This window comes from Nostoc sp. FACHB-280, from assembly GCF_014697615.1.
Classification (GTDB): domain Bacteria; phylum Cyanobacteriota; class Cyanobacteriia; order Cyanobacteriales; family Nostocaceae; genus Nostoc_B.
Genome location: NZ_JACJSD010000044.1, coordinates 1 through 13,862, shown reverse-complemented (window position 1 = coordinate 13,862; position 13,862 = coordinate 1). Strand labels below are relative to the sequence as shown.

Here is a 13,862-nt window from a genome sequence, read left to right as displayed (position 1 = left end):
TATTTTCACCTAATATTGAGCTAGGTATTGTTGGGTTTTCCTACACCAACATCCTCTGCATCTAGATGGAGAACAAAATCGACAGTAGGTGATGAATTTTACACATACCTTCAAGTACTGAGTCTGAACCTAACAAAAAAGTCAGGTGAGCATTACCCACCTGATTTTTATGCTCATATTATGTCGTTATGATTAGCTCACACTCCAGGCGCATACTTCGGCTCGAACAACTGCGCTCAGGGTAAGTCGCTCAGTAACCGGAGGCGTGGAGTGTGTTGACGAGATTAATCTGCGCCTTCGATAGGTGCAAAACCTTGGCGCTGAATGTTTTCTGTAATTGTGCGTGGTTCGAGGAACTGTAGCAGGTAGTCAGGGCCACCTGCTTTGGAACCTACGCCAGAAAGTTTGAAGCCGCCGAAGGGTTGGCGAGCCACGATCGCCCCTGTAATATTCCTATTAATGTACAAGTTGCCGACTTCAAATTCTTCTTGGGCTTGCTGAATATGGGAAGGTGTACGGGAATACAAACCACCAGTTAAGGCGTAATTTGTCCCGTTAGCAACTTGTAATGCTTCGGCAAAATCCTTCACCTTAATTACAGCTAACACAGGGCCGAAGATTTCTTGTTGGGCAATGATGCCATCGGGTGGCACTTCACTGAAGATAACAGGGCCGATAAAATAACCTTGGGCTGGTGATGGTAACTCTAGTGCTAGTTTTGCTTCTGCCTTACCTTTTTCAATATACTCCCGGATGCGATCGCGGGCGTTAGCATCAATCACTGGCCCTACTTGGGTACTTGGTAAATCAGCTTCCCCAATATTTAAGGATTTTGTCGCCTCAACCAACCTCGCCACAAAAGTATCGTAGATTGATTCCACAACCACCACCCGCGAACAAGCCGAGCATTTCTGCCCACTGTAACCAAAGGCTGATTGCACAACCCCGACAACTGCTTGGTCTAAATCAGCACTTTCATCGACAATGATGGCATTCTTACCGCCCATCTCGGCAATTACCCGCTTCATGTGCCTTTGCAATGGCTTCAATGTTGCCGCTTCTGAGTAAATTCGACAACCCACTTCTTGAGAACCAGTAAAAGCAATCACATGAGTATCAGGGTGACTTACCAAATAAGCACCGACTTGCGAACCCTTACCAGGCACGTATTGAAAAACGCCTTGAGGAATCCCCGCCTCAACCAAAATTTCTGTGAGTTTGGCAGTAATAATCGAAGATGTTTCCGCAGGTTTGAGCAGCGTACAATTACCTGTAACCAAAGCAGCCACAGTCATTCCACAGGCGATCGCCAACGGAAAATTCCACGGCGAAATCACCACCGCAATTCCCCGTGGCTGGTAAATATAACGATTAGTTTCTCCAGGTACGTCATAATTAATACCTTGTTCCAACCGTTCCATCTCATCAGCGTAGTAACGACAAAAATCTATCGCCTCCGAAACCTCTGCATCTGCTTCCTTAACAGGCTTACCCACCTCTAACACTATCCAAGCCGACATTTCCGCCCGACGTTGTTCCAACAAATCCCCCGCCTTGCGTAAAATATCAGCCCGTTGCTTCACAGGCGTTTTCCTCCACCCAGGAAACGCCGCCTTCGCCGCCTGCATCGCCTGTTCCGCCTGTTCCACACTAATCAACCCAACCTTACCAATCACCTGACTGTAATTAGAAGGATTAACCGAATCAATCACCTCCAGAGTATTCACATACTCCCCATTAATTAGAGGTAGATAACTCTTCCCAAACTCCCGACGCACACCTTCAAAAGCCTGCGCCGCCTTCTTCCTCCTTTCGTCCTCCGCAAAATCACTATCCGCCGCACCCTCAAATCTCCCATCCTCTTCTTCTTTGCGCCTTTGCGCCTTTGCGCGAGACATATCCGGAGGTGCTAGTAGTTCCTCCACAGGCCGATTCTCCAAATTCTGCCGCAAAAACGAACTATTAGCCGTATTCTCCAACAAACGCCGAATCAAATACGCCATCCCCGGTAATAATTCACCGTAAGGACAATAAACCCTAACGCGATAACCCTTATCCACCAAAGCCTTAGCTAACTTATCGCCCATCCCATACAAAACTTGCATTTCAAAACAACGGCGGGGAACCTTTAAACTTTCCGCTATGGCAATTGCCCGTGCTTGCGATCGCACATTATGACTACCTATGGCAGCATAGACATATTGATGATTTTCTAGCAACAACTGGGTTATGGCTTCAAAATTCGCATCTGTCGCCACCTTGTCGTTGTAAACAGGCTGTGGCCAATGCTTCTGGGCAGCTTTGATAGTTTCCTGATCCCAATACGCACCCTTCACCAGGCGAATAGTTAACGGATATCCGCGCTGTTTCAGCCAAGCAATCACATTTCTCGCATCTTGCTCACTATCACGCAAGTATGCTTGGATTGTGATGCCTATATCTGTACGTTGGCGAAACTCATCTTCTAACAATAACTTTTGCAAAATATTCAGAGTTAAATCTTTATACGCATACTGTTCCATATCAAAATGAATAGCTGCGCCTAATTCTTTGGCATAACGTAATAAATTACGAATGCGATCGCTAACTCTTTCCTCACTACCCTTAGCATCTAAAGGGTCGAATTGCGAATAAAACGCCGTTAATTTTACAGAAACTTGGACTTTTGGTAGCCTTTCGCCATCAGCTTCATCAATAGCCGGAATATGCGTCCAATTTTTCGATGCTTCTACCAACTGTGCAATTAATTCTTGATAGCGTTCTTGATAAGACTGCGCTTCGACTTCTGTAATTACAGCTTCACCAAGTAAATCAATTGTGAACGCCATTTTTTCTTTCCGCAGGCGTTCAACTGTTTTGATGACTTGTTTAATATTTTCGCCAGCAATATATTTATGTGCTAGAGTTTCAACCGCAGTCGAGACAGTTGTTGCAGCCACTTGTCCCGGCATAGAATCGGGGTTAGCAAAATTTAACATCCCCTTCAAAGCGGCTGGCAATTCGACAGTTTCATCCCCTAAATATTCTTGTAAATGCGCGGCAATTTCTGGCTTACTGCGTAATGCTGGCAGAGTATCAATAAAACGAAAAAGTTGCACCCGTAAACCAGGATTACTCATCGCCCAAGCGAGTAATTTATCATCCCAGCGCATCTGGTCACGCAAGGAAGCTAAAAATGAACGATTTTCTTGGGTAGCTGTTAACAGTTGTTTAGCAATTTCCTGGGTTTTAGGTTCGTAGATGCTGGTTTGTACTTGTAATACCACAGATAGTAATCTCCTTAATTTAGTGCATAACTGTTTGTGGACAGTCCGCGTCTTCTATTGTGGCTTTTAGATTTTGTTGCTACCAGTTTTGTTGCATTTTCGAGGCTAGGAATTAGCGGCTATGGACTAGTTAAGCATGGAAAAATTGTCATCAAACATCAAAGTTTTTTCTCTGGTGATGAAGTTAATCTGTCCTCACGCAAATAGGACTAGGAAATTTTACTTACTGATTCACTAATTAAAAATTTATCTCAATCAGACTGACTCCCGTTGAGGTTGGTAAAGCAAGTAGTAAGATAAACAATCGCTGTTTACTAACTTCTGTTAGTTGCGCTTTACTCAGCTTCAGGCAGAGTTAAAATTTCGACCCCATCTTCTGTCACCACAATTGTATGTTCAAATTGGGCTGACAACTTGCGATCGCGCGTTACAGCAGTCCAACCATCACTCAACATTTCTACTTCCCAAGTACCTTCGTTAATCATCGGCTCAATGGTAAATACCATTCCAGGTCTAAGACGCTTACCTTTGCCACGAGTCCCATAATGGGGTATGTCCGGCGCTGTATGGAAAATATTACTAATGCCGTGTCCAACAAAATCCCGCACTACAGAAAAACCCTGAGATTCTGCATACTCCTGAATTGCTGCGCCAATATCCCCAACCTTTGCGCCTGGTTTGACTTCCGCAATCCCAAGATATAGGCACTCTTGAGTTACTTCTACCAACTTTTGCGTTTTAGTAGACGCATTACCCACAATAAATGTTTTTGATGTATCACCGTGATATCCATCTACAATCGGCGTAACATCAATATTAATAATGTCGCCGTCTTTGAGGATTTGTTTAGCATTGGGAATGCCATGACAGATGACCTCATTCACACTGGTACAAATTGATTTCGGGAAACCTTTATAACCAAGGGGTGCGCTTTTTGCACCGTGGGCTTGTGTCCAACGTTCAGCTTCATCATTGAGTTCCAGTGTACTTACCCCAGGTTTTACTAGTGGTTCCAGATGCTCTAGAAGTTTAGCCGCCAAGCGTCCTGCCCGACGCATTTTTTCGATTTCTCTTGAGGATAATATAACGATTGTTTCGGTTTTCATGGGCATTAATCTAAAGCATCATTCAAAAATATAGTTAACCCTGTGTTTGCTGCTCTTTGGGCAGCATCAGCCACCTTGAGGGTGTATAAACTTGCTTCTGGGGTGACATACAAGGAAGTACCATCAAAAAGATGGTCTAAGACCATAGTTGTGTCTTTGGCAAACAAACCCCGGCGCGTTCCCACATCTATTGCTGTAGTTTCTCCAGATTTAATTAAGTATCCAGTATTACCATCAAAAATTAAACCGCCTTTTTCGCCGTGAACTTCAAATTTGCGCTCTGGCTGCCAAATTGTTTCCCCTTTGGCATAAATTACCTGTGCTAACAATCCACTGTGAAAGCACAGTTGACTCATACACATACAGCTTTGGTAGTACTCTGATTCTACTGCCCAATATCGCTGATGACAGTTAACTGTAAAGACTTGTCCGAACAAATCAATCAAACGATGCAGCCGCGAAATTGCCCCAATTAAAGGAAAGCCAAATAATTCATGATTATAAGTCCATTTACGCGGTGCCGGATTTTGAGGATTGATAGTGCTGTAGCGCACATAAAACACATCCCCTACTTGATCTAAGTTTTGTTTTAAAGCTTGGTGTAAGCCACCCAAAAGTTCTATATGTTCTACATGCAGCAATTTATTTTGGGTTTTGGCTAAAGCAATCAGTTCTGTTGCTTCTGCTAAATCTATCGATAAAGGATATTCTACAATTACATGTTTGCCGTGGGTGAGGGCGGCACGGGCGATCGCTCCATGATCTCGATTGACAGTGGAGATCACCACCATGTCCACATCTTCCCGTACTACTAACTCTTGCCAAGAATTTAAAGCTGAGGTTTGATATTCTTTTGCAAAGATTTCTGTTGTTTCTGGGGTATGACCAACCACCGCGACGAGATGCGTTCGCTCATCTTGCAGCAGTGCTTCTGCTCTGAGTTTTGCTGCATACCCAGTCCCTACCAAGCCGACGCGCACTTATGCTTGTCCCAAAACTGCCTCTGAATTATACATGATTGTTAATGGTCAATTACCTAAGTTGTGGCACAAAATTAAATTCATTCGTGGAGGTAGATAAAAAATATAGTTGCCTCGAACGGAGTTTAAATGCTTGTCCACGGTTCCCTAATATCCGTACTCCCCACGCTTCGATTCTTACGATAAAGTATAAATTAAACTTATTGTTTTGATGTGACTAAATTTCATTACTAATCGCGTTGGATTTCCAGTTACATAGTTGAGTTTTTCCCGTAGTATCAGAATTGAAGTAAATTTTCATGACCGGCTAATCCTATAAGTTAAGCCGTAAGTACTGCTTTAGCATAACTTATACTGCCGTTGATAAAAGAGAGGAATACGGAAATGGCAACTTACAAAGTTACACTGATCAACGAATCGCAAGGTTTAAACGAAACAATTGAAGTTCCTGATGATGAATATATTTTAGACATTGCTGAAGAAAAAGGCTTAGATTTACCTTTCTCTTGCCGTGCTGGTGCTTGCTCCACCTGTGCAGGTAAAATCATCTCTGGTTCTGTAGATCAGTCCGATCAATCTTTCTTGGATGACGATCAAATCGAGGCTGGATATGTCCTAACTTGTGTAGCTTATCCTACCTCTGACGTTACAATCCAAACTCACACAGAAGAAGAACTCTACTAAGATTAGGTTCTAACAATCCTTACAGGTTATTGGTTAAGTGAGATGTGTAACTACAACGTAAGGACTTGAGTATTAGAGCAAATAATAATCACTAGGAACGTACTCTAATCACAAGGTGCGTTCCTATTTTTTCATCAACTATTGTTGCCATTAACCATATAGCAAGGTAATGAGGCGAGTTTTATAGGAACCCATTTGATTTCGTTGCTCAACAGGTATAAATTAAACTTATTGTTTTGATGTGACTAAATTTCATTACTAATCGCGTTGAATTTCCGGTTATATAGTTAAGTTTTTCCCGTAGTATCAGAATTGAAGTAAATTTTCATGAGCGGCTAATTCTATAAGTTAAGCCGTAAGTACTGCTTTAGCATAACTTATACTGCCGTTAGCATAAAGAGAGGAATACGGAAATGGCAACTTACAAAGTTACACTGATCGATCAAGAAGGTAATAAAACTGAAATTGAAGTTCCTGATGATGAATATATTCTAGATATTGCTGAAGACAAAGGGTTGGATTTACCTTATTCTTGCCGTGCTGGTGCTTGCTCCACCTGTGCAGGTAAACTTGTTTCTGGTACTGTTGATCAATCTGATCAGTCTTTCTTGGATGACGATCAAATCGAAAAGGGCTATGTTCTGACTTGTGTAGCTTATCCTACATCTGACGTTGTAATCGAAACTCACAAAGAAGAAGACCTCTACTAATAGAGGATTTACGCACAAAGTTTGGATGTGCAGATTGGATGTAGGGATATAAGGGTATGGGGTGTAAGGGCTTTAAATACATACACCCCTACATCCTTACACCCTTCTACCAAATCTGTATTTTTCTTTTGCTTGCTTAGGTCATTAAAGTGTGAGTTGATCTGACTTGGCAAGTTTTACAACTTAATGTTGTCGTTGAAGATTTGAATTTTCGTCCCTGGATAGTAAAACTGAAGAATCTTTGACGTTTCCCAACCTAGTTTGGCCAAGTTTTGTGCGCCAGTCTGACTCAAACCGACACCATGTCCTAGTCCCCCACCAATAAAGGCGTAACCCCATAATTCGGCTTTACCTTTATTTAAAGGTTGTAAGTAAAACAATGTACTCACAGGTGCAGCGAAGGCGCTGCGTACTTCGTCTTTGTGTAAGGTAAATATGCCAATATCGGTTTTGACTGCTAGATCGAGGATGCGCCCACTGTGACTTCGCTTGGTGACTGCGATCGCTTCAATTGTTTTAAATTTAGCGTAGGGGCTGTTTTTGACACGCAAGAATTTTTGTAAATCTTTGGCTATATCTTCCAGGGAAGTTTCTTTATTCCAACGAAACACATCCCAGTTGCTTTCATTAAAGCCTTGCTTCATGTTAATAAATTTGCGGAAGTTATTTTCATCAGCCAAACTCTGTTGTGATAAGTCCCAAAAATTAATCGGCGTATCAACTACTGGTTTTAAATAAGGACGGTCTTCCCCATTCCAAACATCACTAAAAAAGGCTGTGACACCACCAGTGGTAGAAGAATACAAGGCATCAATTAATTGGTTGTTATAAGTTACTACCATGCCTCTAGTCGCAGCGATCGCTTGATCTGTTTTGCTAGTTGCCCCACTCAGCCCATAATAAACTTGACAGTGGGTATCAGCACATAATTGGTAGTTATCAACAGCAAATCTCCGCAAATTTCTTAAAGCGTAGGTACGAGCTAAAATTGCTTGGGCTTCTAAAGCTGCTTTTGGTGCATCTGAACCAATTTCGTTGGGAACAACACCACGTAAATAAGTTTCTAAGGAGACTTCATTGACTAATGTATATGTGCCGTAAGCATTGGGCTGCAAGGCCAGTCGCCCCGCATACACCCGCCCAGTTCCCGATTTTTCACCTTTGTTGACGCGAATTAAGTTTTTATCGGCGCGGATGGCTAAGTTCATCGGGTTGTAACGTTTGCCATTAACTACCCAACTGATCTGCGGTACTTCTTTCTGCACTTTAGTATCGATATATGCCATTTTTGCGCCAGATGCCTGCAAGTTCTCAAATAGCAAGCGACGCAATAAAGCTGTGCTGTAAACATCCCGCTTGGCCCAAACTTGCCAGCGTTCTGGCTGGGAAATCTCTACTGCTATCCCTTGAGAACGCCATTTGTTGGCACTGTCTTCTGCTGTTTCAAAGGTACGGTATGTCCCTAAAACCACTACTTCCTGAACTACAGGTTTAGCTACAGCTTGCATCACTGTTTCTAGTTTTACAGGTTTGTCGGTGACTATGGTCTGTTGCTTATTGCCTAGAGGAAAGCTTAACCGCAAGCGATCGCCTTTTGTCGGTTCTAGTTGTAGCTTGGCTGTGGATTTTTCGCCAAATCTCTGGATAATTCCGACTCTTAACTCTACATCTTGGCTGTTGCTTCCCGGCCCAGATGCGGCTGTCAGCCCCAATAGGCAAAATGTCGTTACTACTGTGTAAGACAAACGCCAAAACGAAAATTCGACTTTGACTTGATTCTGCCTTTTCGTATTGCGCTGGGGCAGAGTTACCATTTGCTTTGTAGCGTAGTGGTTTTGTCGCATGAATGCTCCAATAGTACCATTGCCAATTTAGCTACCTAAATTACTTGCAAATCAAAGTCATAACGACTATGATTTATCTATAGGCACAGAACAGAATTAGTTGGATTAACTCCTGATGGCTAAAGTCCAAGAAATTCCCTTAAATCAAATTAAACGTCCCCTACCCCGTGCCAACGATCCCAACAAGGTTAAAGCCTTAATGGAATCGATTGCGGAGATTGGACAGCAAGAACCCATCGATGTTTTAGAAGTAGACGGCCAATATTATGGCTTTTCTGGCTGCCATCGTTATGAAGCTTGTCAGCGTTTAGGACAAGAAACCATATTAGCCAGAGTCCGTAAAGCTCCGCGCAGCGTTCTCAAGATGCACTTAGCGTAAAGAAGTATGAAGTGTGAAGTATGAAATTTCATAATTCAGCCTTTAAACTTCATCATTCTTAGCCCCTCATCCTCAAATAATAAGTTTAGGAGAAAATTATGTCATCTCAAGCAACAGTAAAAAATGTAAATATTGGCATCGACGAAGAAAATAGAACCAAAATTGCCGAAGGATTGTCCCGCCTATTGGCAGACACCTACACACTGTATCTCAAAACCCATAACTTCCACTGGAATGTTACTGGGCCAATGTTTCAAACATTACACCTGATGTTTGAGACTCAGTATACAGAATTAGCTTTAGCCGTAGATTTAATTGCTGAACGCATCAGGGCTTTGGGTTATCCTGCACCTGGAACTTATAGCGAATATGCCAAACTCAGTTCTATTCCCGAAACCCCTGGGGTACCAAAAGCTAAGGATATGATTCAGTTACTGGTGGAAGGACAAGAAGCGGTAGTGCGAACTGCGCGATCGATTTTTCCCATAGTAGATGAAGTCAACGACGAACCAACCGCCGATTTGTTAACTCAACGGATGCAAGTCCATGAAAAAACTGCTTGGATGTTGAGAAGTTTGCTGGAAGAATAAGGAATGTGAAGGATGGAGCGTGAAGTATTTTTAAGTATGAGTTTCATACTTCATCCTTAAGCCTTTATTCTTTCCTGAGCGATGGCAAATCTTGATTTCACGCAAAAACTGCAAGATTTATCCCAAAAAGTCGGGATTACAAGTTTTAAAGCTTTGAGTAAAGCGACTGGTGTCTCCGAACGACAAATATTGCGGTTACGGCGGGGAGAGGTAGAACAAATCAGAGTGGATGTGTTGTTAAAGTTGACTTCAGTTCTCCAAGTATCTTTAAATGAACTGGTGACAGCTTTTTCATCACGAGAGTTGAATCAAGCTGAACAAGTATCGACTCAACAGATGTTGCAAGAGATTGCTGATTTAAAGACCGAATATCAGCGATCGCAATTACAAATCAAACAACAACGAGAGTTATTACTCCAAGAATTCCAGCAGTCGAGTTTGCAACTGCTGGAATCTTTATTATTGCAATTTCCGGCTGCTGCTCAAAAAGCACGGGAAAATCCCCAGTTGGAAGCGGTGAAGATACTACCATTAATCGAAAACTCACTCAAAAAACTGTTACAAGCCTGGGGGATAGAAGCGATCGCACCAATCGGTGCAGAAATCCCCTATGATCCCCAGAGGCATCAATTAATGGCGGGAACAGTAAAGCCTGGCGAATTAGTTAAAGTCCGCTACAGTGGTTACTTACAAGGCGATAAACTGCTTTATCGAGCAAAAGTTAGTTTAATTGAGTCAAGTTGACGCAATTATATTTAAATTCCTCATTAATTGCTGAACTAACTTTTGTGAAAAAAATTACAAATATTGGGAATACTAATAAAGTCTAGGCGATCGCTACTGCAAATCTCCGTAAATTTATTCAGGGACTTACGATTTTATTGACTTTAAGATTCCTGCTTCTCTACCTAAAGGAGTAGTTGAGAAATCAAACAAGATTGCTAGGTATTCTGGTGTGATTGATACAAAACTTACTTTTAATTCTCAGTTATGTTCTTATATCTAACTCTTTGAGGGTAGTTTGGAGCAACTTAATTCCAAAAAGATAATTTTGTAATTTACGTTACGGTCAAATAGAGAAAGTAATGCTTGGGTATTTCTTAACCTTGATAAATGAAATTATGGATACTTCTTAAGTTGAATTGAAGATGTATTATCAACACTCACCTCGAAAAAGTAGTGACATCAATTTAGCAAATACTAGTAATTATGACTTTTATTTTGCTAGTTTTTTGCTCAAAATGTCTATTAGTATATAATACTAACAAAATCAGCATCTTTTCATACAACAATGAGGAAATATTATGGATAATCAAGTACAAATTGTGAAGCTTAACGGTATTATCAACACAAACAATTCACAAACTCTTAGAGAAAATATTACTGAACTTCAAGAAACTGGTGCCAAAATTGTGCTAGTTGACTGCCAAGATGTCACATTTATGGATAGTTCAGCCTTGGGCGCTTTAGTTTTAGCTTTCAAAACATTAAGAGCTACAGGCACAAAATTAGTGCTTTGTTCGATTAATGAACAAGTGAGAATTTTATTTGAATTGACTGGTATGGATAAAGTTTTTGAAATTTTTCCTAGCCAAGATGAATTTCATCAAGTTGTGCTTTCTAAAAATTAATTAGTGAAATTGAATTTGTAAGATTGATAAGTCATCATCAAAATTCTCTTTGGAGTTTAAAGCAATTAGGTAATTTAACACTTGTTCTAGTGGGCAATCAAAAGTATTTTGGATGCTTACTAATATTTGAATTAACCCATCTAAACTCCAAAGAGTTCCATCAGATTTAGTGATTTCGTAAGCTCCATCACTAAAAATATAAAGATTACTAAAGTCGACAATTTGACAACAAGCATCAACATATTTTGCTTCGGGAAACATCCCCACTGGCATACCAGGAGTTCTCAATAGTTGCACTTCGGTATTTTTCGGTGATTTGCCAGATACTAACACGGCTGGTGGATGTCCAGCACTAGCATAAACTAACTGCTGGGTAATTCGGTGATAAACTCCATACCAAATTGTAAAGTATTTATCATTTTGATAATTTATTTGAAATGTTTCATTTAATCCCCGCAGCACATCACTAGGTTGATAGTAATTTAAACTTTTTAAAGCCCGCGATCGCAGTAAATTTAACACCGAAATAGATGGGAGAGCCGCTTTCAGTCCATGTCCGGCTGTATCTAATAAATAAACTGCCAAATAATCATCATCTAACCAATAATAATCAAAGCAATCACCACCTAATTGCCGTGAAGGAATAAAGCAGGAATTAATTTTGAATGGTTCCGTGGTTGGTAAGGGTAAAAGTGAGCGCACATATTCAGCCGCTTGTGCTAATTCTGTTTCTAAAAGCTGCTTTTGAATTTGTAAATCTCGACTTAATTGATGTAGGCGTAATCCTGCTCTAACTCTAGCTTTTAATTCATTCTGCTCGATAGGTTTAGTGATAAAATCATCAGCCCCAGCATCTAAACCCTTAACTCGATCGGCAACCGAATCTAAAGAGGTTAATAAAATAAAAAAACTGGTGGATAAGTTCGGATCATTCTTAATATAATTACACACTTCTAGCCCATTTAATCCGGGCATAATCCAATCACAAATAATTAGGGCTGGATGGTAAGCGATCGCTTTCTCAATGCCTTCTTCTCCATTACAGGCAGTAATTACCTCATACCCTTGTTTTTCTAACAGCCTTTTGAGAAATACTTTTATGGTTGGATCATCATCGATTACTAATATTTGTAACATAAAATTTTGATATAATTAATTATTATTTGATATCATAAAAAATCAGAAAACTAACAGATTTAAATTTTCTCAATGTTACTAAAGTTATCTTCTGTAACTTGTAAAACTTCCTAGCCTCAGATACCCGACTTCTCAAAAAAATCGGGTATCGTGTTGTTAATGTATGATTTATGAATGCTATATCTGATCTGGAACATATCAAGAATTAAGGTGGCGATAAAGGATTCATCCATAGGAGAACAGCACGCTTAAGCTGATGTAAATCCCGATAAACTTCTTGCTTAAACCATTGTCCCAAGGCATCAAAAGGAGTAAATGACGCACCGATTTGCCATTGAATATCTTGTCCGAGAGGAGTTGTATGAGTTCCAGGTAAGGTTTGTGCTGTAACCATTTCTGGAAAGCGTTGCTGTAAGATTTTGGTTAAAGCTGCTGATTGATCGAGGTTATCGTTATTGAATTTAATTAGTAAATTCCGGCGGATTTTATAACCTTCTTGGACAATCTTATTTGTTTCTAATGGCGAGGGAGTAAACTCAATTGCCAAACTAGAATTTAATTGCTCAACTAAAGGAATAGCATCTCTAGCTGCATAATTATTAAAGGATATTAAGATATTTCCGGCTCTTTCTACAGGATATAAACTACCGATGAGTAAATGGAGTTTACAACCCATACTGTGTCCAATACCGTAAGTAGGAAGATACAGCTTACGCAATAAACCTGAGTCGTGTAAGCGTTCAAGAGTGCGCTCAAAGTTTAATAAAACAGATTGGGCGATCGCTATATGATCTAACGTATTCACAAAAGGAGTCGCAATCACAAGATATCCTTTACTGGCTACCTGTTCCAGTAACCAGCGGTAAGTTAGGTGCGGTGCAGTAGCCACAAAAGCACCCCCTAAAAAATGGACAATACCTATAGGATTTTTGGGAATCAGTACCCAGTTACCTCTAATTTCTTTCCAGTCCATGCCTGTAGGCGATCGCTTAATTTACACTTCTTTATATTAGACTGGGAACCGCGACACTGGGGTAACATAGCAGAATTCAAGAATTAAAATCAGAGAAATACTGAGCTTTGCAGACTGAGCAAAAGAAAAAAGGTGCGATCGCAGATTTACTCAACTCATGTAACTCAGTTCCTTCCTGCCAAAATTTGTGCAGCACTTAAATTCAAATCAGGGAAAGTCGCAGAAATAACCCGTTCCTCTCCTCGAAATGGAACAGCATCATAGAAACCTTCTAATAACGTACATACTGTTACCACCTGTTGAAGATGATCAACAATCCAATATTCAGGAATTCCGCGTACAGCATACTCAGAACGCTTGTAGCGATAATCTGTCGTTTGAGTCGATTCGCTGACAACTTCTACTACCAATATGGGAGGAGTTTCATCAAGTTCATAGGAGTTACGCATTGACAAATTAGACAAACAATGTAGGAAGGAAAATCAGGAATAAACAGGCGATGGCTGCGCCAACGTCTTCTCTGCGAGACGCTACGCGAACGACGAACACTAATCACTCTGGG

The 13,862-nt window shown here is 40.8% G+C and carries 14 protein-coding genes; 7 read left to right on the top strand and 7 right to left on the bottom strand.

The window, feature by feature from the left end:
• Window positions 1-284: 284 nt before the first annotated feature.
• Window positions 285-3,266, bottom strand: coding sequence for an L-glutamate gamma-semialdehyde dehydrogenase (gene pruA, locus H6G75_RS25490; protein WP_190982715.1), 2,982 nt, complete (start codon window positions 3,264-3,266; stop codon window positions 285-287).
• A gap of 36 nt (window positions 3,267-3,302) precedes the next feature.
• On the opposite strand from pruA, the gene H6G75_RS25485 reads away from it, so the two are divergent.
• Window positions 3,303-3,473 carry a hypothetical protein gene (locus H6G75_RS25485; protein WP_190982714.1) on the top strand — a complete coding sequence of 57 codons (171 nt, stop codon included), beginning with the start codon at window positions 3,303-3,305 and terminating at the stop codon, window positions 3,471-3,473.
• A gap of 128 nt (window positions 3,474-3,601) precedes the next feature.
• Here H6G75_RS25485 and map read toward each other — a convergent pair whose 3' ends face one another.
• Both map and H6G75_RS25475 read right to left on the bottom strand, forming a co-directional pair.
• The gene (gene map, locus H6G75_RS25480; protein ID WP_190982713.1) at window positions 3,602-4,372 is read right to left on the bottom strand and encodes a type I methionyl aminopeptidase; all 771 of its coding nucleotides are present in this window, start codon (window positions 4,370-4,372) and stop codon (window positions 3,602-3,604) included.
• A 5-nt stretch (window positions 4,373-4,377) separates the two neighbouring features.
• A complete protein-coding gene (locus H6G75_RS25475; RefSeq protein WP_190982712.1) occupies window positions 4,378-5,352 on the bottom strand; it encodes a Gfo/Idh/MocA family oxidoreductase in 975 nt (324 codons plus the stop codon).
• Window positions 5,353-5,736: 384 nt separating this feature from the next.
• On the opposite strand from H6G75_RS25475, the gene H6G75_RS25470 reads away from it, so the two are divergent.
• Window positions 5,737-6,036 carry a ferredoxin gene (locus H6G75_RS25470; protein WP_190982711.1) on the top strand — a complete coding sequence of 100 codons (300 nt, stop codon included), beginning with the start codon at window positions 5,737-5,739 and terminating at the stop codon, window positions 6,034-6,036.
• Between the two features lie 413 nt (window positions 6,037-6,449).
• On the top strand, window positions 6,450-6,746 hold the full coding sequence (locus tag H6G75_RS25465) for a ferredoxin (RefSeq protein ID WP_190982710.1): 297 nt from the start codon (window positions 6,450-6,452) through the stop codon (window positions 6,744-6,746).
• A 176-nt stretch (window positions 6,747-6,922) separates the two neighbouring features.
• On the opposite strand, the gene H6G75_RS25460 is transcribed toward H6G75_RS25465, so the two are convergent.
• Window positions 6,923-8,590, bottom strand: coding sequence for a SpoIID/LytB domain-containing protein (locus tag H6G75_RS25460; RefSeq protein WP_190982709.1), 1,668 nt, complete (start codon window positions 8,588-8,590; stop codon window positions 6,923-6,925).
• 115 nt (window positions 8,591-8,705) lie between these two features.
• Between H6G75_RS25460 and H6G75_RS25455 the strand changes: the two genes are divergently transcribed.
• The 4 genes from H6G75_RS25455 (at window position 8,706) to H6G75_RS25440 (ending at window position 11,190) form a co-directional block, all read left to right on the top strand.
• Entirely contained in the window at window positions 8,706-8,969 is a 264-nt protein-coding gene (locus H6G75_RS25455) for a ParB N-terminal domain-containing protein (protein WP_190982708.1), read from the top strand.
• Between the two features lie 98 nt (window positions 8,970-9,067).
• Complete coding sequence (locus tag H6G75_RS25450; protein WP_062291575.1) at window positions 9,068-9,559, top strand: Dps family protein; 492 nt, start codon at window positions 9,068-9,070, stop codon at window positions 9,557-9,559.
• Between the two features lie 81 nt (window positions 9,560-9,640).
• Window positions 9,641-10,303 (top strand): nucleotide exchange factor GrpE, encoded by a 663-nt coding sequence (gene grpE, locus H6G75_RS25445; protein WP_190982707.1) that lies wholly within the window; start codon window positions 9,641-9,643, stop codon window positions 10,301-10,303.
• Between the two features lie 560 nt (window positions 10,304-10,863).
• Window positions 10,864-11,190, top strand: a complete 327-nt coding sequence (locus H6G75_RS25440; protein WP_062291568.1) for an STAS domain-containing protein — start codon at window positions 10,864-10,866, stop codon at window positions 11,188-11,190.
• Here H6G75_RS25440 and H6G75_RS25435 read toward each other — a convergent pair whose 3' ends face one another.
• The 3 genes from H6G75_RS25435 to H6G75_RS25425 form a co-directional block, all read right to left on the bottom strand.
• Window positions 11,191-12,327, bottom strand: coding sequence for a SpoIIE family protein phosphatase (locus H6G75_RS25435; RefSeq protein ID WP_190982706.1), 1,137 nt, complete (start codon window positions 12,325-12,327; stop codon window positions 11,191-11,193).
• 205 nt (window positions 12,328-12,532) lie between these two features.
• Window positions 12,533-13,300, bottom strand: a complete 768-nt coding sequence (locus tag H6G75_RS25430; RefSeq protein WP_190982705.1) for a DUF1350 family protein — start codon at window positions 13,298-13,300, stop codon at window positions 12,533-12,535.
• Between the two features lie 164 nt (window positions 13,301-13,464).
• Window positions 13,465-13,749, bottom strand: a complete 285-nt coding sequence (locus H6G75_RS25425) for a Uma2 family endonuclease (RefSeq protein ID WP_190982704.1) — start codon at window positions 13,747-13,749, stop codon at window positions 13,465-13,467.
• Window positions 13,750-13,862: the final 113 nt, after the last annotated feature.